Origin of the sequence: Nitratireductor thuwali (genome assembly GCF_036621415.1) — a bacterium.
GTDB lineage: Bacteria > Pseudomonadota > Alphaproteobacteria > Rhizobiales > Rhizobiaceae > Chelativorans > Chelativorans thuwali.
Genome location: NZ_CP030941.1, coordinates 1,253,766 through 1,272,969, shown reverse-complemented (window position 1 = coordinate 1,272,969; position 19,204 = coordinate 1,253,766). Strand labels below are relative to the sequence as shown.

Annotated in this window: 20 protein-coding genes; 16 read left to right on the top strand and 4 right to left on the bottom strand. The window is 64.3% G+C overall.

Annotated features, from left to right (window positions below; genetic code table 11):
* Window positions 1-35: 35 nt before the first annotated feature.
* The 5 genes from kdgD (at window position 36) to rhaM (ending at window position 4,608) form a co-directional block, all read left to right on the top strand.
* Window positions 36-938, top strand: coding sequence for a 5-dehydro-4-deoxyglucarate dehydratase (gene kdgD, locus NTH_RS06035; protein ID WP_338529182.1), 903 nt, complete (start codon window positions 36-38; stop codon window positions 936-938).
* Between the two features lie 253 nt (window positions 939-1,191).
* Window positions 1,192-2,169: a Bug family tripartite tricarboxylate transporter substrate binding protein gene (locus tag NTH_RS06030; protein WP_338529181.1), complete on the top strand. Its 978-nt coding sequence runs from the start codon at window positions 1,192-1,194 to the stop codon at window positions 2,167-2,169.
* A gap of 56 nt (window positions 2,170-2,225) precedes the next feature.
* Window positions 2,226-2,690 carry a tripartite tricarboxylate transporter TctB family protein gene (locus NTH_RS06025; protein WP_338529180.1) on the top strand — a complete coding sequence of 155 codons (465 nt, stop codon included), beginning with the start codon at window positions 2,226-2,228 and terminating at the stop codon, window positions 2,688-2,690.
* Entirely contained in the window at window positions 2,690-4,216 is a 1,527-nt protein-coding gene (locus NTH_RS06020; protein WP_338529179.1) for a tripartite tricarboxylate transporter permease, read from the top strand. The genes NTH_RS06025 and NTH_RS06020 overlap by 1 nt, the downstream gene beginning before the upstream one ends.
* Before the next feature lie 74 nt (window positions 4,217-4,290).
* A complete protein-coding gene (gene rhaM / locus NTH_RS06015) occupies window positions 4,291-4,608 on the top strand; it encodes an L-rhamnose mutarotase (protein ID WP_338529178.1) in 318 nt (105 codons plus the stop codon).
* A gap of 51 nt (window positions 4,609-4,659) precedes the next feature.
* Here rhaM and NTH_RS06010 read toward each other — a convergent pair whose 3' ends face one another.
* Complete coding sequence (locus NTH_RS06010) at window positions 4,660-5,427, bottom strand: hypothetical protein (protein WP_338529177.1); 768 nt, start codon at window positions 5,425-5,427, stop codon at window positions 4,660-4,662.
* 105 nt (window positions 5,428-5,532) lie between these two features.
* Between NTH_RS06010 and NTH_RS06005 the strand changes: the two genes are divergently transcribed.
* A complete protein-coding gene (locus NTH_RS06005) occupies window positions 5,533-5,994 on the top strand; it encodes a YbhB/YbcL family Raf kinase inhibitor-like protein (RefSeq protein WP_338529176.1) in 462 nt (153 codons plus the stop codon).
* Between the two features lie 21 nt (window positions 5,995-6,015).
* Here NTH_RS06005 and NTH_RS06000 read toward each other — a convergent pair whose 3' ends face one another.
* The gene (locus NTH_RS06000) at window positions 6,016-6,846 is read right to left on the bottom strand and encodes an endonuclease/exonuclease/phosphatase family protein (RefSeq protein ID WP_422392427.1); all 831 of its coding nucleotides are present in this window, start codon (window positions 6,844-6,846) and stop codon (window positions 6,016-6,018) included.
* A 62-nt stretch (window positions 6,847-6,908) separates the two neighbouring features.
* Between NTH_RS06000 and NTH_RS05995 the strand changes: the two genes are divergently transcribed.
* Entirely contained in the window at window positions 6,909-7,829 is a 921-nt protein-coding gene (locus NTH_RS05995; RefSeq protein WP_338529175.1) for a lysylphosphatidylglycerol synthase domain-containing protein, read from the top strand.
* Between the two features lie 50 nt (window positions 7,830-7,879).
* Here the strand turns inward: NTH_RS05995 and NTH_RS05990 are convergent, their stop codons facing one another.
* Window positions 7,880-8,233: a hypothetical protein gene (locus NTH_RS05990; protein ID WP_338529174.1), complete on the bottom strand. Its 354-nt coding sequence runs from the start codon at window positions 8,231-8,233 to the stop codon at window positions 7,880-7,882.
* Window positions 8,234-8,443: 210 nt separating this feature from the next.
* Between NTH_RS05990 and NTH_RS05985 the strand changes: the two genes are divergently transcribed.
* The gene (locus tag NTH_RS05985; protein WP_338529173.1) at window positions 8,444-8,953 is read left to right on the top strand and encodes a ferritin-like domain-containing protein; all 510 of its coding nucleotides are present in this window, start codon (window positions 8,444-8,446) and stop codon (window positions 8,951-8,953) included.
* A 102-nt stretch (window positions 8,954-9,055) separates the two neighbouring features.
* Here the strand turns inward: NTH_RS05985 and NTH_RS05980 are convergent, their stop codons facing one another.
* A complete protein-coding gene (locus tag NTH_RS05980) occupies window positions 9,056-9,964 on the bottom strand; it encodes a PRC-barrel domain-containing protein (protein ID WP_338529172.1) in 909 nt (302 codons plus the stop codon).
* 180 nt (window positions 9,965-10,144) lie between these two features.
* Between NTH_RS05980 and NTH_RS05975 the strand changes: the two genes are divergently transcribed.
* The 8 genes from NTH_RS05975 (at window position 10,145) to NTH_RS05940 (ending at window position 19,203) form a co-directional block, all read left to right on the top strand.
* Window positions 10,145-11,017, top strand: coding sequence for a TIGR02587 family membrane protein (locus NTH_RS05975; protein ID WP_422392426.1), 873 nt, complete (start codon window positions 10,145-10,147; stop codon window positions 11,015-11,017).
* 6 nt (window positions 11,018-11,023) lie between these two features.
* Window positions 11,024-11,482 (top strand): TIGR02588 family protein, encoded by a 459-nt coding sequence (locus tag NTH_RS05970; RefSeq protein ID WP_338529170.1) that lies wholly within the window; start codon window positions 11,024-11,026, stop codon window positions 11,480-11,482.
* A gap of 129 nt (window positions 11,483-11,611) precedes the next feature.
* The gene (locus NTH_RS05965; protein ID WP_338529169.1) at window positions 11,612-12,715 is read left to right on the top strand and encodes an NAD-dependent epimerase/dehydratase family protein; all 1,104 of its coding nucleotides are present in this window, start codon (window positions 11,612-11,614) and stop codon (window positions 12,713-12,715) included.
* A complete protein-coding gene (locus NTH_RS05960) occupies window positions 12,712-14,742 on the top strand; it encodes an NAD-dependent epimerase/dehydratase family protein (RefSeq protein ID WP_338529168.1) in 2,031 nt (676 codons plus the stop codon). Before NTH_RS05965 ends, NTH_RS05960 begins: the two co-directional genes overlap by 4 nt.
* The gene (locus tag NTH_RS05955) at window positions 14,739-15,887 is read left to right on the top strand and encodes a glycosyltransferase family 4 protein (RefSeq protein ID WP_338529167.1); all 1,149 of its coding nucleotides are present in this window, start codon (window positions 14,739-14,741) and stop codon (window positions 15,885-15,887) included. The genes NTH_RS05960 and NTH_RS05955 overlap by 4 nt, the downstream gene beginning before the upstream one ends.
* Complete coding sequence (locus NTH_RS05950) at window positions 15,888-17,018, top strand: CgeB family protein (protein ID WP_338529166.1); 1,131 nt, start codon at window positions 15,888-15,890, stop codon at window positions 17,016-17,018. It abuts the gene before it with no gap.
* Window positions 17,015-18,109: a CgeB family protein gene (locus tag NTH_RS05945; RefSeq protein ID WP_338529165.1), complete on the top strand. Its 1,095-nt coding sequence runs from the start codon at window positions 17,015-17,017 to the stop codon at window positions 18,107-18,109. Before NTH_RS05950 ends, NTH_RS05945 begins: the two co-directional genes overlap by 4 nt.
* Entirely contained in the window at window positions 18,106-19,203 is a 1,098-nt protein-coding gene (locus NTH_RS05940) for a CgeB family protein (RefSeq protein ID WP_338529164.1), read from the top strand. Before NTH_RS05945 ends, NTH_RS05940 begins: the two co-directional genes overlap by 4 nt.
* The last annotated feature ends 1 nt before the right edge of the window (window position 19,204 follow it).

Genomic DNA, 19,204 nt, shown 5'->3' with positions numbered 1-19,204 from the left:
TGACTTGGCTCCACAATAGTTCAGGATCAGCTTTTATGACGCCCACCGAAATCCAGTCGCGCATCTCCTCCGGCCTGCTTTCCTTTCCCGTCACTCATTTCAACGAGGATCACTCGCTGAACCTGGAAAGTTACCGCCGGCATGTGGCATGGCTGTCGGGTTTCGAGGCCTCGGCCCTTTTTGCCGCCGGCGGCACGGGCGAGTTCTTTTCGCTATCGCCGCAGGAGGTCGTTGCGGTCGTTGCCGCCGCCAAGGAGGCGGCCGGCGACGTGCCCATCATCTGCGGATGCGGCTATGGTACCGAAATGGCGAAGGAGATAGCGCGCGGGGCGGAAAAGGCCGGCGCCGACGGTCTGCTCCTCCTGCCGCAATATCTGATCAATGCGCCGCAGGAAGGCCTGTTCGACCATGTGGCGGCGGTTTGCGGGGCCACCGATCTCGGCGTCATCGTCTATAACCGCGACAACTGCGTGTTCGAGGTCGAGACGTTGCAGCGCCTGGCCGATGCCTGCCCCAACCTCATCGGCTTCAAGGACGGCACCGGCAGGACCGATCTCGTGCGCCACGTCACCGCCACGCTCGGCGACCGGCTGTGCTTCATCGGCGGCATGCCGACGCATGAACTTTTCGCCGAAGCCTATAACGGCGCCGGCGTCACCACCTATTCCTCTGCCGTGTTCAATTTCGTGCCGGCGCTCGCCGTCCGTTTCTTCAACGCGCTGCGGGATGGCGATGCGGCGACGATGCGGCAGATCCTGACGGATTTCTTCTTCCCCTTCGCCGCGCTTCGCGACCGGCAGCCGGGTTACGCCGTCTCCGCCATCAAGGCCGGCGTGGGGATTGCCGGATACGGCCCCGGCCCGGTCCGCCCGCCGCTGACGAACCTGACGGACGAGGAAACCGGAATGCTGCGCGCCCTTGTCGAGCGGGCGGCGTGATGAGCACGCGGCGCTCATTGGCGGGCGCCCGGCGAGAGCTTTCCGGCGCCTGCCATGGCGCCGTCATGCGCCGCCGGAGGTGGTTTCCTTCGGCGGAGAGGAGGAGGGCGGTCCCGAGGGCGGTCGACCAGGAATCCGGCGCAGGCCGGAGTCGGTTGGCTCAGCGCACAGGATTTCCGACCTGCAGGCGCCAGACCGCGGGGCTGCGGCGCGCCCGAAAACAACTGCGAACTGCAATCCAGGGAGAGAGAGAATGTACAAGAAATTTCTGACACTGCTGGCAGCCGGCGCCATGGGCGCGCTCATGCCCTCGGCGGCGATGGCCGACTATCCGGAGAAGGATATCCGCGTCATCGTGCCGTGGGGGGCCGGCGGCGGCACCGACGGCATCGTGCGTAAGCTGACCTTGATCGCCGAGAAGAACATCGGCGCTTCCATGTATGTGGAAAACATCGAGGGCGGCATCAGCGCCACCGGCGTTTCCCAGGTCATGAACGCGCGGCCCGATGGCTATACGATCGGCGCGCTGACCTATGACAGCGTGGTGACCGTGCCCTGGCAGGGCCTGCTGCCCAGCTACAAGATGGACAAGCTCAAGCTCATCGCCCGCGTCACGAGCGAACCCGATGCCATCATCGTCGGCTCCGATACGCCTTATGAGACCATCGACGACCTCATCGCCGCTGCGAAGGAGGCCCCTGGTACCGTGAAGATCGGCATCCAGAATATCGGCTCCCGCCTGCATCTGGCGATCCTGCAGCTTCAGGACGAGACGGGTGCGGAGTTCAAGATCATCGCCTATCCGGGCGGTGCGGCGCCGCAGAAGGAAGCCATCCTCAACGACGAGGTCGATGTGGTGGCCACCAGTCTCGGCGATTTCGCGCCGCTGCTGGAAAGTGGAGATGTGCGCGGCATCCTCGAGTTCTCCGAGACCACCAACCCCACCTTCAACACCGTGCCGACCGCCAAGGAAGCCGGGCTCGATCTGCGCATGGGCAGCTTCATCGTGTTTGCCGCGCCGGCCGGCACCCCTGACGAGGCGGTCGAGGCCTTGGAGCACGCCTACAAGGAGGCGCTGGAAAGCGACGAGTTCCAGACCTGGGTCGCAAGCGTCGGCGTGACGCCCGATTGGCTCGGCACGGACGAGGTCACCCAGTGGGCCGAAGAGACCAGCAAAGCCCTGTTTAATCAGATGGACATGCTGGTCGAGGAAGGTGTCATCAAGAGGTAGCCGCGATGAGAGCGCTGGCGGGACAACGCCCGCCGGCGCTTCACGGGAGGATAGCGATGGCCGTGCAACAGCAACGTTGGAGGAGCCGGCTCCTGCTGCCGGTTTTCCTTTTCCTTTTGACGACGATCTACGTCGCGGCGACGTTCCAGATCACGCCGCAGTTCAGCGAGGGCCTCGTCGGGCCTCGCTTCCTGCCGCTGCTGGCGTCGCTCCTCATGTATGTCGCGCTCGCTCACATCATCTGGCGCGATCTTGCCTCCGATGAAACCAGCGAGGCCGGATCCTTCCTGCAGCCGGTGGCCGCCGTCGTGGCAACGGCGGTCTATATCGCCGTCTTCAAGCCGCTCGGCTACAGCCTGGCAACGCTCCTCTACGTGTTGTTCCTGTTCCACATCTTCCGCTACCAGCAGGGCCGGCCCGTTTTGCGGCTGCTTTATGCGATCGCCGTAGCCATCGTGTTCTACGGCCTGTTCGCGCTGGTGTTCGGGGTCCGGCTGCCAACCCTTCTGGATGTCATCTGATGGATTTCCTTCTCGATCTGCTTCAGGGATTTGCGACGCTCGCGCGCCCCGACGTCCTGGCCTACATGGTGCTCGGTTTCGTCATAGGCACCTTTTTCGGCGCGGTTCCCGGCCTGACCTCGGTGCTGGCGATCGCGCTGCTTCTGCCGATCACCTACAGCATGGATGTGGTGCCCTCGCTGGTCATGTGCGCGGCCATCTTCATGTCCGGCATGTATGCGGGCAGCATCACCGCGACGACGATCAACATTCCCGGCGCGCCGTCCTCCATGATGACCGCGATCGAGGGCTATGCCCTGATGAGGAAGGGAGAGGGCGCCAATGCGCTCGGCCACGCCGCCCTCGGCTCGATGATCGGCGGCAGCCTCGGCGCGCTGCTGCTCATGGCGCTGATGCCCCTTGCCGCCAAGGCATCGCTGCTGATCCAGACGCCCGGCAAGTTCGCGCTGGTTCTTTTCGCCCTGGTGGTGATCGTCATCGTCCAGCGCGGCGCGGTCGCCAAGGGTGTCGTCGCGACCATGCTCGGCGTCATGATCGCAACCATCGGCATCGACGTGATGCAGCCCATCCCGCGTTTCAATTTCGGCACCGAGATGCTGGTGGAAGGCATCGACATGATGCCCATCATCATCGGCACCTTCGCCATCAGCGAAGTCCTTTATCAAGCCTACCACAACCGGGACGACATCCACCTTTCCCTCTCCAAAGCCGCGTCGGTGACCATCCGGCGGCGGGAATTTCTGCCGCCCCTCGGGCAGATCCGCCAGATCGGCCTGTTCACCTACCTGAAAAGCTCTCTTTTGGGATACGGAATCGGCATACTTCCCGGCGTCGGCGGTTCGATGGCGGCATTCGTCGCCTATGCGGATGCCAAGCGTCGTTCCAAACGCCCCGACGAATACGGCCATGGCAGCCGCGAAGGCATCGCTGCGGCGGAAGCTGCCAACAATTCCATGTGCGGCGGCGCGTTCGTCCCCATGCTTATGTTCGGAATTCCCGGCGATCCGACCACGGCCATCGTGCTCGGCGTCCTGGTCATCAACGGCCTGCAGCCGGGGCCGCGCCTGCTCGAGACCCAGGCGGATCTCATCGCGCCCATGCTCGCATCGCTCTTCATCAGCGCGCTCGTGCTCATTCCGTTGACGCTGTTTCTGCTGGGCCCGTGGTTCGTCCGGATCGTCTCCATCCCCAAGGGGCTGCTTTATGCCTGCATCGCGGTGGTCGCGCTGGTCGGCAGCTTCGTGGCGACCTTCTCCATCTTCCAGATGGGGCTCGCCTTGCTGTTCGGCATCCTCGCCTTCTTCCTGCGCCAGCAGAACTACCCGACGGTCTCCCTCCTCCTGGGATTCATTCTGGGGCCGGACCTGGAACAATATCTGCGCCGTTCTCTGGCGCTCAGCGATGGCGACCCGTCCGTCTTCCTGACCAGCCCCGACAGCCTGTTCTTCCTCGCGCTGATGGCTGTGTTCGTGTACTTCATGGCGGTCAGGCGGCCGAAGGACGCTGCGGTAGAAAAAAAAGTCTGACGGCCGGCGGGCGCAAGAACATGCAGAGCAATCTTGCAGGGCGACGTCGCCACGATTTGACGGGGAGCAAGCCGATGCCGGAGAAATACGCCTTTCGGATGAACCTCAATCCCGGCCAGGCGGCCGAGTACAAGCGCCGCCATGACGAGATCTGGCCGGAACTGGCCGCGCTTCTCAGGGAAGCCGGCGTGTCGGACTATTCGATCTGGCTCGACGAGGAGACCTGCCACCTCTTCGCAATCTTGTCGCGCGCCGAGGATCACGCGATGGATGCGCTGGCGACCAATGCGATCGTGCGCCGCTGGTGGGACTATATGGCCGACATCATGGAGACCCGGCCCGACAACGAGCCGGTGCAGGTGCCGTTGAAGAAGATGTTTCATCTGGAATAGCAGCGCGGCGCTCCCCGGATTCCAGAGGGAACGTGTGCCGGTGGCCGGGCGTCAGTCCCAGCGGCCTTCGAACAGCGGCCGCAAGGGATGCCGCGACTTCACCATGTGCAGTTTTCTTACCGTATCGGCGTGCTCATAGTCGGCGGACTCGGCGTCAAGGTCGATGCCGTAGGCCTGTTCGGGGTTGGTGCGTGCGCCCACCAGCAGAAACTGCGCACCCTCGTAATCGAGCAGTTCCACGTCCTCCCGGTCGAACCGGCGGCCGCGGAATTCCTCCTGCAGCTTCTTCGGGTAGTCGGCCTCGTCCTCCTCGCGGAGCCCTGCATTGGGCGGGGAGCCCTTCTCCGGGTTCTTCACCGACAGGGCGTAGCTCGCTTTCTGCGCGATCCTCAGGGATTTCTGCACCTCCCGGACATGCTTCGGCAGTTCAAGCTCGTAGGACAGGTGCATCTGCCCGTCCTCCAGCGATATCACGTAGACGCCTTCGCCTGCGGGCCGTGCCGCCGGAGTGGATCTTTGGCCGCGTGTTTTCGTTTCGTAGGTGCCCTCGCGCAGATCCTTCTCGATATCCTTCGCCGACTTGGCGACGGTCTCGACGAAGCCCCAATGGCGCTCGTGCTCGTCCGGGTCCGGCAACCTCTTTCGCCCCACGACCATCAGCCGGACTTTATCTCCGCCATGTGGCCGCAGCACCATGCCGAAGCGCTGGACGTCTTCCAGACCTTGCGGATTTTCCTCCTCGACGCGCGGGCGGTAGAAGAAAAAGATGTCGCCTTGCTCGAGGATTTCGGTCTTCGTGTCACTGTCGGAATCGGCCATTTCGATCCTCCTCCTGCCACGCATTGCAAGGTCGGAATCGGAACAATGACGCGCGGCAAAAGTTCCGCCGGCGAAGCTTTCCTGACATGCGAAAGGAGAAGTCCGGTGACGCTAACCCTGATCAGTCCGGCTTTCGCCGAGGGTGACGTAATTCCTGAAAAACATGTGCGCGACGGCGATAATCTCATGCCGCCTTTGAAGTGGACGGGCGCTCCCGAAGGCACCGGCAGCTTCGCTCTCGTGGTCGAGGACCCGGATGCGCCAAGCGGCACGTTCCGCCATCTTGCCGTCTACAACATTCCGCCCGACCAGGAAGAACTGCCCCAGAGCGCGGACACGGCTCCGGGCAATCGTTTGCGCTATGCGAAGAACGATTTCGGCAATAGGCGCTACGACGGCCCCCAGCCGCCGGAAGGGCACGGACCTCATCACTACCATTTTCGTCTGGCGGCCCTGGACGTCCCGAGCCTCGATCTGCCCGCGGAAGCAGGTGCGCAGGAGATCTGGCGCGAGGCGCAAAAGCACGCAATCGAGGAAGCCGACCTGGTGGGTATTTACGAGCGCTGACACTGTCGTCGGCAGGGCCGGTCAGGTATCCTGTTCGCGAACGGGCGAAGGCCGAACTGCCTCAAGGGCGGCGCCGGCCCCCTCTGTTTCGCGATCGTCGGGCAGTTTCAGGGTCGCCAGGATGGGCAGATGGTCGGAAGCCATTCTCGGCAAGCTGCCGGTAAGCACCTCGGTACCGCCTGGAACCAGTCCGTTGCGGACGAAGACGTGATCGATCCTGAACAGCGGCCAGCGCGCGGGGAAAGTCCCCGGACGTCTGTCTTGCCCCGCAGGTTCCGCGTCCTGGAAGGATCGGGTGACGTGGCGATATAGGGCAGAGCGCGGCCCGGCATTGAAATCGCCGAGGAAGATGGTCGGCAGCCCTTTGATCTCGGGCTGCTCCAGCCATTCGGGACCGAGCAGCGTTTGGATCTGCCGCATCCGCTCGCGGCGTCTGAGACCCAGATGCGTGTTTGCGACGAGCAGGTCCTTGCCGCCCATCCTCACCTTCGCCAGCAGCGCCCCGCGGGGCTCACCGACCGACGGGAGAGGGCCTGCTTTCAGCACCTCCAGCGGCAGCCTCGTCAAAATCGCATCGCCGTATTTCTCCTCGCCCAGATGCAGGGCAGGGTGGAAATAGGATTGGACCTCGAGCGCGTGTGCTATCATCCGCGCCTGATCGTCCCCTCCGGACCGCTGTCGCCCGACGTCCACCTCCTGCAAGGCAATGATGTCGGCGTCGGCTTCGGCAATGACCGCGGCGATGCGTGCCGGATCCACGCGCCGGTCGGCTCCGCGGCAACTGTGCACATTGTATGTCAGCACCCGGATAGCGGTCATGGGGTCGGATTTGCGGGGAGTATCGGCCGGCATGTTCCAGGAACCACCGAAAGCCTTCGAACGTTCCGCCACTATTCCCCCTCGCGGATCATACGATGTCCTATCGCAAATCCCTCCTCAGCCTGTTCGTTCTGATCATTGCGTGTATCGCGCTTTATTTTCTCTACCGGGCGATCGACCGGTACGGGATTGATAGGGTCGTCGAGGCGCTCGCGTCCTTGCCCACGGCAAGCCTTGCCGCTGCGATGGGCTTCGCCGTGGCCTCCTATTTGTGCCTTGCCGGTTTCGATTATCTCGGCGTGCGGTATGTCGACAAGCCTCTGCCCTACCGCAAGACGGCGCTTGCTTCTTTCGTCGCGCTCTCAATCGGCCACAATGTCGGCGTCTCCGGTCTCAGCAGCGGTGCGATCCGCTACCACTACTACTCCCGCTGGGGCCTTTCGGTTGCCGATGTCGCAAGGATGATCGTTTTTTCCGGGGTTACGGTCGCTATCGGGCTTTCGGAGATCATCGGCCTCGGAATTCTGTTCTATCCGTCCGATACCGAGAGTCTTATCGGGTTGCCGCGTTCCACCGCCGTGCTGCTCGCCTGCGTCTGCGTGGCCTGGCCTTGGGCCTATGTCGTCGCTTCCGTTTTCGTGCGCGGGAAAATTCGGATATGGCGCTGGCACCTGTTCTTCCCGCGGCCCGTGCTGGCTCTCTGGCAGATCGCCCTTGGCACGGTCAATTTCGCTCTTGTGGCCGCCTGCCTGCATCAGCTTGTCAACGGACTGGCCGAGACGCCTTACACCAAGGTCCTTGCGGTCTTTGCGCTGGGCCAGAGCGCGGGACTGCTGAGCCACGTCCCGGGGGGCTTGGGCGTTCTTGAGGCGACGGTCCTGTACCTGCTGCCGGGGGCAACGTCGCTGGCCGCCCTGATCGCGTTCCGCGTCGTCTATTTCTTTGTCCCGCTATTGGCCGGCATTGTGCTGTTTCTCGTGACCGGAGCCTACCAGGGAGTGAAGCTGCATCGGTAAACGAGAAGCCGCACGCCGTAGACTCGACTGGTGACGGATCGCGGTGCGGATCAGGCGAAATACAGGATCAGCACGGCGACCGCCGGGATCAGCAGCGCCACGGCGATAAGCCCGACATAGATCATTAGGGTGCCGGAACTGGCTTCATGCTTGGGGAATTCCGGGTCTGTCGGCTCGCGCATGGCTTCGTTGTAGGAGGCCGCGTCGCCGGGTGCCCCTTCTTCATCCTGGGTCCGCCGCGACGTGCGAACCTGCTCATGGCCTAGCGGTCGTCCTCCGGCTTCCGCATCCGTTTCCAGCGGTGCGGCTGCCGGATCGAAACCGGGACGCTTTCCTCCGGCCCGGCCTTTTTCGATATCGCCCCTGAGCTGGGCGGGATTATCTGTCGGTTTTCGCGGCGTCATTACCTTTCACGGCCCTGTTCTGGCAGCCACCCAACCGGGCGTTTATCTGATTGTTCCCGGGGGCGGGTCGTGCCTGCCAGACCGGAACATTGATCGGTCGACCCCGGTTGGGATGGAAACGGCCGGCAGCGGCGGCGCTGCTCGCCGAGGAGAGCGCCTGTCCTCAAACACAGCGGCGGAAAGCACAGGCGATCGCGAAGGGAGAGCAGGATGACCAAGATGAACGAGGTGCTGAACCAGTGGCTGCGTGATGCGCATGCCATGGAACAGCAGGCGATTTTGATGCTGAACAGGCAGGTGGACAGGCTCGAGCACTACCCCGAGCTCAGGGCCCGTATGGAGCAGCATATCGACGAGACGAAATCGCAGCGCGCAAGGCTGGAGAAATGTCTTGAGGCGCGCGGCACATCTCCTTCCGCCGTGAAGGACGTTGTCGGTCAAACGGCCGCCCTCCTGCAAAGTCTGGGCGGCGTTGTTGCCGGCGACGAGGTGGTCAAGGGGCTGCTCGGCAGCTATGTGTTTGAGCAAATGGAGATCTGTTCCTACCGGATCCTGAAGTCGGCCGCGGAAATGGCCGGCGATCCGACCACCGCTCTCATGTGCGAGGAAATCTGCCGCGAGGAGGAAGCGATGGCCGATTGGTTGGCCGAGCATGAGCCGAAACTGGTCCAGGCCTATCTCACGCGCGCCGCTGCCTCGCTCGACGAGGCGAAGCGGTAGCTTTTCCGCTTTGTGAGCCGGATCGGCTCCAGCGCTTCGAACGGCTGGGTTTTTCGCTTGCGCAGGTTCCCCGTACCGCCGCCGAGACCTGTCGAGAGGCCTCTAGTCGGCGGGCTGCTGGCTCAACTGGTCCTGCCAGAAGGTGTCGATGTTCTGGCGGTCGGCGCTGCCCGCGCCCTGCGTTGCAGACGCTTGGTCGTCGGATATCCGGGGCGCCTGCTCCATCACCGACTCATCGACCGGCAGAACGAAGGTAGCCATTCTCTGCGTCACCCGCAGATGCTCCCACGGAACCGCAACGTCCTGGCCGCCGATGCCGAAGAAGCCGCCGGTCGACACGACGACATAGTCGATTTCGCCGGATTGCGGATTCAGCACCACGTCTTCGACCTCGCCAAGGTCCTCGTCCCGTGCATTGCGCACGTCGGTCCCGATCACGTCATCGATCCTGCGCGGATAGCCGACTTCCGTCACCGGCACTGCGGAAGCCAGTTCGGCCTCGCGCCAGTTGGTGACTTCTTCGGGCTGGACGCCAAGTTCCCTGAACTGACTGGACAGCTCGTCGTAGCGCTGCTCGGCCGCCGCCGCCACGGCCAGGCAGGCTTCTTCGTTGCCGTGGGAGGCAAGGACGTTCGCCGCTCTGAAAAGCGTCGCCATCTCGAAATTCGGGTTCTGCCTCCAGTTCGCGCCCGCCCAGGGCCCCGCTGCCGTCCCCGGAGGTGGTGTCGCCGCTCCCGTGCCGGTCGTCGTAGTAGCGGTGCCGCCCATCGTCCCATAGGGGTACCTGGTGCCAAATCCGCCGGTGCCTGCGGGGCCAGGATATCCGGCCAGCCACGAGCCCTCTTCGTTTATCCTTTCAGCAAGGGACCTGACCTCCTGCATGCACTGGGAGGACTCGGCCGTCTGCTGTGCCGTCTGCGTTTCCGTGGTGGTCTCCTGGGCATGGCCGGCCACCGCGAGCGCGAACACCGAGGTGAGCGCGATTGAGCCCGTCCTGAAGCATTTCGTCATGTAATCCTCCTGGTCCATCGCCTCATGCGGTTTGAGGCCCTGTGAAACAAAACCAATTGGGGGGCGCGATGTTCCAGATTTGCCGGGCAGGCCGGCATCCGGGAGCCAGTCGAGTGGCCGGCGAGGACGCTGCGGATCGCGGAACAGGAACCATAGATATTCACCGTGCGTTCCCGCGCCATGACGCAGGAGACGGCAAGCCGCGATGCGGCATCGCAGGAAAGGCAGGCAGACCTGGCGGGGCGGCGCAAGATCCTCCTGGGGCTGGGGCGTGGCTTCGGCGGCGCCCTGGTATTCGGCCTGCCGATGCTGATGACGATGGAGATGTGGTGGCTAGGCTTCTACATGGACCGTTTCCGCCTCGCGCTGCTTCTCGTGATGAACATGCCGCTGCTGGTGCTGCTGTCCCACCACTCCGGCTTCGAGCCCACGTCGAGCTGGTATGACGATCTGCGCGATATGGCCATCGCCTATGGTATCGGCATTCTCGTCAGTCTCGTGGTGCTCGCCACCTTTGGGATCATCACCTATCGGATGCCGGTGGATGAGATCGTCGGGAAAGTGGCGCTTCAGGCGGTGCCGGCAAGCATTGGAGCGGTGCTCGGCCGAAGTCAGCTCGGCGGGAGCGAAATGGAACCTGCCCAGGAGACGGAGCAGGTAAACTATGCCAGCGAGCTGTTCATCATGGCCGTGGGGGCGCTGTTTCTCAGCCTGAACGTGGCGCCGACCGAGGAGATGGTGCTGATTTCCTATCACATGACGCAATGGCACGCGTTGATGCTCATGGTCCTGTCGATCGTGCTGATGCACATGTTCGTGTATGCGCTGGAATTCAGGGGCACCGAGCCCTCGCTCCCCGCGGACACGCCCTTATGGAGCGCCTTTCTGCGCTTCACCGTGACAGGTTACGCGATTGCCCTTCTGATCAGCCTCTACGTGCTCTGGACGTTCGGACGAACGGACGGCGCGGCATTGATGCAGGTCGCGATGGCTGCAATCGTTCTGGGCTTTCCCGCCGCGATCGGCGCGGCCGCGGCAAGACTGATCCTCTGAGGCCCCATGGTGCAAAAGCAGCAGAAAAGCAAAAACACCTCCTCGCGGCAGCAAGGCAACAACCGCAAGCAACAGGAAAGCCGGAAGGCGCGTCGGCCGCACCTTCTGGAGTGGATCATCGGCGGCGTCTCGGCCGTTTTCATACTGGCCGTCGTCGGCTTCGTCCTTTTCAGCGGCCTGACCTCCACCAGCAGCGGGGCGGTACTCCAGGTCGTGCCGGCCGAAATCGAAGCGACGGGCGGTTCGTTTCGCGTCACCTTTCGCGTCGTCAACAGCGGCGACGAGACAGCTGCGGCCGTCGAGGTCGAAGGCGTGATGGAGCAGGAAGGCGCGCGGATCGAGACCAGCCGGGCGACCATCGATTATGTCCCTGCGCACTCGCGGCGGGAGGGTGCCCTGCTGTTCGGCCGGGATCCTCGTGAGCACCGGCTGGAACTGCGGGCAAAGGGCTATGCCGATCCGTAGCACACCAGCCCTCAGGCGTGATGCCTCGGGCAGCGGCGGCGCTCCTTCATCAGCGGCATCATCATCTTTGGCTGGAACAATCTTATCCTCTCATAGTTATGCGAGAACGCCAACTTCTCAGGAGGGATCGTGACCAAGAACGTCCTGATTACCGGAGGTTGCGGCTTTATCGGCCGCCATCTGACGACCGAACTGCTCGATCACGGCTATTCCGTCCGTGTGCTCGACGGCCTTGTCGAGCAAGTGCATGGCGCGGGCAAGGAGGACTTCGACAGCCGTGCCGAGTTCCTGTTCGCCGACATACGCGATGCCGATGCCCTGCGTGCAGCGCTGGAGGGCGTTGATCAGGTCGTGCATCTGGCGGCCGAAGTCGGCGTCGGACAATCGATGTACGAGATCGCCCGATATGTGGGAGCCAACGACCTTGGCACTGCGGTGCTGCTCGAAACGATGATCGACCTGCCGGTGGAGCGCATCGTGGTCGCCTCCTCGATGAGCGTCTACGGCGAGGGCCGCTACGTGACTGAAGACGGTACGCCTGCCGCTCCCCGGTCCGGCAGGGGGCGCGAGGCCGGCGACTGGAACCCCCGGACATCGGAGGGGCTGCCCCTCGTCCCCGTGCCCACCGACGAAGAGAAGCCGGTCGACCTGGCATCGATCTACGCGCTGACCAAATATGCGCAGGAACGCGCGGTGCTGATCTTCGCCCAGGCCTACCGGCGGCAGGCCGCGGCGCTTCGTCTTTTCAACGTTTTCGGGCCCGGACAGGCCCTGTCCAATCCCTATACTGGCGTGCTCGCCAATTTCGCCTCGCGGCTTGCCAACGGGCAGGCTCCGACGATCTTCGAGGATGGCGACCAGCGGCGCGACTTCGTTCATGTCCGTGATGTGGCGCGCGCGTTCCGGCTGGCGCTGGAGCAGCCGGATTGCGATGGGCAGGTCCTCAATGTCGGCAGCGGCTCATCCTATACGATCCGCCAGGTCGCCGAACTGCTGGCCGAGGCGATGGGCACGCCCGAGATAGAGCCGCAGATCCTAAATTCGGCCCGGTCCGGCGATATCCGACACTGCTTCGCCGATATCTCCAAAGCGCGCGAACTCATCGGCTATGAGCCGCGTTTCCGGCTGGAGAACACGCTCGACGAGTTCGTCGACTGGGTTCGCCGCAACGAGGCTATCGACCGCGGGGCGGAAATGCGGCTTCAACTGGAAAGGCGGGGGCTGGTTGCATGAGTGCTGGCCGGCGCAAAAATCAGGATCAGCAGTACGGTTTCGTCGAGTGGTTCAGGCCCGGCGAGTATGAGCGTACCGAGACAGTTCTCCCGGAAATCGAAGCTTCCGGTGCTTCATGGCTGCGCACGCATATCTCGTGGGCCGAATATCTTGCTCCCGGCGGTCCCGAATGGTTCAACTGGCTTTTGCCGAAGCTTGCCCGGCGCCTGGATGTGCTTCCCTGCATCCACTACACGCCGCCTTCCCTGTCGCGGACGGGCCGGACCAACGGCGCGCCCAGGCGGCTGCGCGACTATGCCGATTTCGTGGACCACATACTGTCCCGCTACGGCCAGCACTTTACCCATGTCGAGCTTTGGAACGAGCCGAACAACCTGCTTGACTGGGACTGGCGCGAAGACGTCGATTTCCATCTCTTCTGCGAGATGATGGGCGATGCGGCCTATTGGGTCCGTCACCGGGGCTGGCATGCGGTAATGGGCGGGCCGTCGCCATTCGATCCCTACTGGCTCGACCTGATGGGCCAGCGCGGTCTCCTGGAGCTCTTCTCCGCGGTCGGCTTCCATGGTTTTCCCGGCACCTGGGACAGCGAAAAGGCGAACTGGGGCGGCTGGGACCTGCATCTGGGCGAAATGCGCCGCATCGTCGACCGCTACAATCCCAAGGCCGAGCTTTGGATCACGGAGACCGGATATTCCACCTGGCGCAACGACGAGGTCGAGCAGGCACGGCGCTTCGTCGCCGCGCTCGACGTGCCGGCCGACCGGACCTACTGGTACAGCTGGCGCGACGTGCCGCACGACGTCGCCGTGCAGGAAGGCCTCTGGTTCGATGTAAGGCACTATCATCTGGGCGCGGTGGACCACAGCGGCAGCCCCAAGCTGCTTGCGCGCTTCCTGACCGACGGAGGCGTCGCGCGGGTGCGCGAGCTGGCCGCGCTCGCCACCCCCTCCGTCATCGGCAACGCCCGCCCCGTGGTCATCACCGGCGGCAGCGGCTTCATCGGCTCCAATCTGGCCGACCGGCTGCTGTCGGACGGTGAGGATGTGGTCATCCTCGACAATCTCGGCCGCGCCGGGGTGGACCAGAATCTCACCTGGCTCAAGGAGCGGCACGGGCCGCGTGTTCATCCCTTCCTCGCCGATGTGCGCGACCTGCAGGCGATCCGCCCGGCCTTCGACAACGCGAAGGCGGTTTTCCACCTTGCCGCGCAGACGGCGGTGACGACGAGCCTGGCCGATCCCATCGACGATTTCGAGGTCAATGCCCGCGGCACGCTCAACGTGCTGGAGGCGGTGCGCAGCTCCGGCACGCATGCGCCCGTTATTTTTGCCAGCACCAACAAGGTCTATGGCGATCTTGCCCATGTGAAGCTGGTCGAGTCGGAAGACCGGTACGCGCCGGCGACCAAGGAGGTACGCGAGTTCGGCATTGGCGAGAGCGCCGCCCTCGACTTCTGCACGCCCTATGGCTGCTCGAAAGGCGTCGCCGACCAGTATGTGCTGGACTACGGCAAATCCTTCGGCATCCCCACGGCGGTGCTCCGGATGAGCTGCATATACGGCCCGCGGCAGTTCGGAACCGAGGACCAGGGCTGGGTCGCCCATTTCCTTCTCAACATCCTGAACGGCCAGCCCATCACCATCTTCGGCGACGGCAAGCAGGTGCGCGACGTTCTCCACGTGGCAGACGCCGTCGAGGCTTATTGCCGTGTGCTCGACGGCATCGACACGGCGGCCGGCAAGGCCTTCAACCTCGGCGGGGGGCCGGCCAACGCCGTCAGTCTGAAGATGGTCCTCCGCGAAATGTCGCGGATCACCGGCATCAGGGCCGATATTCGGCAGGCCGAGTGGCGCACCGGCGATCAGCCTTATTTCGTGGCCGACACCAGGCTCATGGAGAAGACTCTCGGCTGGCGCGGCAGCACCGGCTGGAAGAGCGGGCTGCGGGATCTTGCACAGTGGCTGAAGGCCAACCGTCTACCCACGGACACCGATGCCCCAGACAGCACGAGGTTGTTTGCATGACGATACTCCAGAACCTGGACGCCCGGGGCACGTCGACCGCTCCGTACGTCGTCCGGCGCCCCCGCCTGCTCATGACCGTGGATGCGGTCGGCGGTATCTGGCGTTATGCGATGGAACTCGCGCGCGCTCTGGTGCACCACGACATTGCCATATATTTCGCCGGGCTGGGCCCCCCGCCTTCGAGGGAACAGGTGGTCGAGGCCGAAGGGCTCGGTACGCTTCTGTGGCTCGACCAGCCGCTCGACTGGATGGCGCATGATGCGGCCGCGCTCGAAGGCATCCCGGCCGCCATTGGCGGGCTGGTGGAAGACCAGGACATCGATCTCGTCCACCTCAACGTGCCCTCGCAGGCGGCGCGGCTCGACGTCCGGGTCCCGACGGTGGCTGTGTCACATTCCTGCGTCGCGAGCTGGTGGAGAACCGTCCGCGGTACCGGGCTTCCCGAAGAATGGGCGTGGCAGGAAAAGAGCGTCCGCGAAGGCTTTTCCAGGGCGGATGCGATCGTCGCGCCAAGCGGAGCGCACGCGCATCTCCTGACCAAATGCTACGGTCCTCTGCCGGGCCTGGAGGTGGTGCACAACGGGATCAGTTCCGTGCTGCACCGGCGGGACAAGGAGCCCTTCGCCTTCGCCGCCGGACGCTGGTGGGACGAAGGCAAGAACGGGCGGATCTTCAACGAGGTAGCCGCCCGCCTGGACTGGCCGCTGGTCCTTGCAGGTTCGGCGACCGGACCCTCGGGCGAGGCCGCCGGATATGAGGGGGAGACGCTTGGCGAGTTGCCGCACAGCCGCGTCATCGATTTCATGCAGTGCGCGGGCATCGTCGTCTCGCCGTCGCTCTACGAGCCGTTCGGGCTTGCGGCGCTCGAGGGCGCGCGCGCCGGCGCCGCGCTCGCTCTCGCCGACATCCCGGTCTATCGCGAGTTGTGGCAGGATGCGGCGGTGTTCTTCGATCCCAGGGACGGGTCGTCCCTGCACGAGGCGCTCACACGGCTGATATCGGATCCCGGACTTCGCTCGGAGCTGGGCGAACGGGCTCTGGCAAGCTCGCGCCGCTATTCGCCCCATCTGCAGGCGGAAAAGATGGTGGAAATCTACCGAAGCCTCAGTCCGGTCTTCTCCAAACATTCGAGCGCGGAGGCCTAGATGCGTTTCGTCTTCTACACCCACTCGCTGATCTCGGACTGGAACCATGGCAATGCCCATTTCCTCCGTGGCGTGATGCGCGAGCTTCTGGCGCGCGGTCATGAGGCGGTCGCCCTGGAGCCGGCCGACGGGTGGAGCCGCGACAATCTCATCAAGGATCAGGGACTGACGCCGCTGGCCCGCTTCCAGGCCGATTTCCCCGAATTGGTCTCCGTGTCCTACGGAACGGATTTTCCGCATGAGGAAGTTCTCGCCGATGCCGATGTGGTCGTGGTGCATGAATGGACGGACCCGCGGCTGGTCGCGCGCATCGGCGACATCAGGCGCCGGGGAGGCGGCTTCACGCTGCTGTTCCACGATACCCATCACCGCGCCGTGTCCGCGGCGCCTGAGATCGGCGCGCTGAACCTGGAGGATTACGATTGCATCCTCGCCTTCGGGGATGCGGTGAGGGAGCGCTATCTCAAGGCCGGATGGGGAAGCCAGGTCGTCACATGGCACGAGGCAGCCGACACGAGGCTGTTCCGGCCGATGCCCGAATACGACCGGGAGCGGGACGTGGTATGGATCGGCAATTGGGGAGACGACGAGCGGGCCGAGGAATTGCAGGCCTATCTTCTAGATCCTGTCCGCGAGCACCGGCTCGACGGCACGGTGCATGGCGTGCGCTATCCGCCGGAGGCGCTCGAAAAGATTTCCGCAGCCGGGCTCTTCTATGGCGGGTGGATCGCCAATGCGGACGCGCCCCGTGCTTTCGCCCGTCACCGGCTGGCGGTCCACGTGCCAAGGCGGCCGTATGCATCGGCACTGCCGGGCATCCCGACGATCCGCGTGTTCGAGGCGCTGGCTTGCGGCATGCCCCTGGTCTGCGCGCCTTGGACCGACAGCGAGGCTCTGTTCCGCCCGGGCCGGGATTTTCTGGTGGCGGCTGACAGCCGCCAGATGTCCGCCCATGTCCGGGATGTCGTCAAGGACCCGCAATTGGCGGCGGAACTTGCCCGATCCGGCCTCCAAACCGTCAAGGCCCGACACACCTGCGCCCACCGCGTCGACGAATTGCTCGCGACCCTGCGTAGACTTGGGACGGCGCGGGCGAGATCGTCGCTTCCCGCCGTGGAGGCAGCCGAATGAGGATCGCTTTCTATGGATCGAGCCTCCTGTCGTCGTGCTGGAATGGTGCGGCCACCTACTATCGCGGCATGATCCGGGCTCTTTCGGAGGTGGGTTACCGGACGACTTTCTACGAGCCGGATATCTATGGTCGACAGCAAAACCGCGACATCGATCCGCCCGAATGGTGCGACGTCGTCGTGTACCAGCCGAACATGGAAGATCTGCGCGCCGTGACAAGCAAGGCGGCGGATGCCGATATCGTCGTCAAGGCGAGCGGCGTCGGCTATGAGGACGACGCGCTGTTCGGCCTCCTCCTGCAGGCGGCCCATCCCGCGGCGCTGACGATTTTCTGGGACGTCGACGCGCCCGCCACTCTTGCCGGGCTGGCGGCCGATCGTGATCTTCCGCTGCATCGGCATCTGGCGGAAACGGCGCTGGTGCTGACCTATGGCGGCGGCGATCCGGTCGTCTACAGCTACCGCGGTTTCGGCGTGAAGGACTGCGTTCCGATCTACAATGCGCTCGACCCTTCGACCCATCATCCGGTGGCTGCCGATCCGCGCTTTGCGGCCGACCTTTCCCTTCTGGCCAACCGCTTGCCGGATCGGGAGACGCGCGTCGACGACTTCTTCTTCCGACCCGCGGCCGAAATGCCGGACAAAAGGTTCCTTCTCGGCGGCTCCGGCTGGGACGACAAGCCCATGCCTGAAAATGTCAGCCGCGCCGGCCATGTCGGCACGCGCGATCACAACGCGTTCAATGCTTCGGCCACCGCCGTCCTCAATGTCAGCCGCGACAGCATGGCCGCGAACGGGTTCTCGCCAGCCACCCGGGTCTTCGAGGCCGCCGGCGCCGGCGCTTGCCTGATAACCGACCAGTGGGCGGGACTCGATCTCTTCCTGCGCGAAGATGTGGAGGTGCTGGTGGCGCGGGACGGCAAGGACGTTGTCGAGCATCTGCGCCACCTCGATCCGGCAAAGGCGCGTGTCATCGGGGAGCGCGCGCGCGCCAGGGTCCTGCGGGAACATACCTATTCCCGCCGCGCCGTTCAGTTCGACGAATTGGTGCGTGGGCATCTGAAGCGCCGCCGCATGGAGGCCGCCGAATGAATACGCCAATGAGCCTTGTCGTCATCGGCCTGTCCCTCTCGTCGTCCTGGGGCAACGGTCATGCCACCACCTTCCGCGCCCTTCTGCGCGGCCTGCGCGAACAGGGGCACCGGACCTTGTTTCTCGAACGCGACGTTCCCTGGTACGCCGAGAATCGCGATTTGGATGCGCCGGATTTCTGCTCGCTGGAGTTCTACGACGACGTGGCCGATCTCGAACTCTACCGGCCCGCCATCCGCGGCGCCGACGCCGTCATCGTCGGCTCGTACGTTCCTGATGGCGTCGCGGTCATCGACCGGGTGGCGGCGATGCGGCCGCAGCGCTTCTGCTTTTACGACATCGACACGCCGGTCACGATGGCGCGCCTGGACCGGGGCGACGAGGAGTACATCGCCCGCCGGCAGGTGCCGCTCTTCGACAGCTATTTCTCCTTCTCCGGGGGCGAGGTCCTGACCGGCCTCATGGAGCGTTTCGGCGCACGCGTGGCGCATCCCCTCCACTGTTCCGTCGATGAGACGCGCTATTTCGTGACCCATGAGGACGTGAGGTGGGACCTTGGATATCTCGGGACCTACAGCGAGGATCGCCAGCCGGTGCTGGAGCGGCTCCTGTTCGAGCCGGCCCGACGGCTTCCCGGCCAGCGGTTCGTCGTTGCCGGCTCGGGCTATCCCGAAGGGGTCGGCTGGCCGGAGAATGTGGAGCACATCGCGCATCTGCCGCCGCGCGACCACATCTCCTTCTACAACCGGCAGCGCTTCACCCTCAATGTGACACGGGCCGACATGGTGGCGGCCGGGTGGTCGCCCAGCGTTCGTCTCTTCGAAGCAGCCGCTTGCGGTACGCCGGTCATCAGCGATCGGTGGCGAGGGCTGGACGAGTTTTTCCCCGAGGGCGAGGCAATCGCCGTGGCCGATACGAGCGACGATGTCGTGCGCATGCTGACCGAACTCGGCGAGGCCGAGAGACTGGCGATTGCGCGGTCGGCGCGCCAACGCGTGCTCACGTCGCACACCGGCCAGGCCCGTGCGCGTGAACTGGTCGCTGCGCTTCGCACTCTGCGGCCGACCCGCGCCGCGCTCACACTGGTCGAATAGA

What these genes read in the sequence shown, in the direction of transcription:
- kdgD (WP_338529182.1), top strand. Translation starts at nt 36, where the DNA reads ATGACGCCCACCGAAATCCAGTCGCGCATCTCCTCCGGCCTGCTTTCC.
- NTH_RS06030 (WP_338529181.1), top strand. Translation starts at nt 1,192, where the DNA reads ATGTACAAGAAATTTCTGACACTGCTGGCAGCCGGCGCCATGGGCGCG.
- NTH_RS06025 (WP_338529180.1), top strand. Translation starts at nt 2,226, where the DNA reads ATGGCCGTGCAACAGCAACGTTGGAGGAGCCGGCTCCTGCTGCCGGTT.
- NTH_RS06020 (WP_338529179.1), top strand. Translation starts at nt 2,690, where the DNA reads ATGGATTTCCTTCTCGATCTGCTTCAGGGATTTGCGACGCTCGCGCGC.
- rhaM (WP_338529178.1), top strand. Translation starts at nt 4,291, where the DNA reads ATGCCGGAGAAATACGCCTTTCGGATGAACCTCAATCCCGGCCAGGCG.
- NTH_RS06010 (WP_338529177.1), bottom strand. Translation starts at nt 5,427, where the DNA reads ATGGCCGATTCCGACAGTGACACGAAGACCGAAATCCTCGAGCAAGGC.
- NTH_RS06000 (WP_422392427.1), bottom strand. Translation starts at nt 6,846, where the DNA reads ATGCCGGCCGATACTCCCCGCAAATCCGACCCCATGACCGCTATCCGG.
- NTH_RS05995 (WP_338529175.1), top strand. Translation starts at nt 6,909, where the DNA reads ATGTCCTATCGCAAATCCCTCCTCAGCCTGTTCGTTCTGATCATTGCG.
- NTH_RS05990 (WP_338529174.1), bottom strand. Translation starts at nt 8,233, where the DNA reads ATGACGCCGCGAAAACCGACAGATAATCCCGCCCAGCTCAGGGGCGAT.
- NTH_RS05985 (WP_338529173.1), top strand. Translation starts at nt 8,444, where the DNA reads ATGACCAAGATGAACGAGGTGCTGAACCAGTGGCTGCGTGATGCGCAT.
- NTH_RS05980 (WP_338529172.1), bottom strand. Translation starts at nt 9,964, where the DNA reads ATGACGAAATGCTTCAGGACGGGCTCAATCGCGCTCACCTCGGTGTTC.
- NTH_RS05975 (WP_422392426.1), top strand. Translation starts at nt 10,145, where the DNA reads ATGACGCAGGAGACGGCAAGCCGCGATGCGGCATCGCAGGAAAGGCAG.
- NTH_RS05970 (WP_338529170.1), top strand. Translation starts at nt 11,024, where the DNA reads ATGGTGCAAAAGCAGCAGAAAAGCAAAAACACCTCCTCGCGGCAGCAA.
- NTH_RS05960 (WP_338529168.1), top strand. Translation starts at nt 12,712, where the DNA reads ATGAGTGCTGGCCGGCGCAAAAATCAGGATCAGCAGTACGGTTTCGTC.
- NTH_RS05955 (WP_338529167.1), top strand. Translation starts at nt 14,739, where the DNA reads ATGACGATACTCCAGAACCTGGACGCCCGGGGCACGTCGACCGCTCCG.
- NTH_RS05950 (WP_338529166.1), top strand. Translation starts at nt 15,888, where the DNA reads ATGCGTTTCGTCTTCTACACCCACTCGCTGATCTCGGACTGGAACCAT.
- NTH_RS05945 (WP_338529165.1), top strand. Translation starts at nt 17,015, where the DNA reads ATGAGGATCGCTTTCTATGGATCGAGCCTCCTGTCGTCGTGCTGGAAT.
- NTH_RS05940 (WP_338529164.1), top strand. Translation starts at nt 18,106, where the DNA reads ATGAATACGCCAATGAGCCTTGTCGTCATCGGCCTGTCCCTCTCGTCG.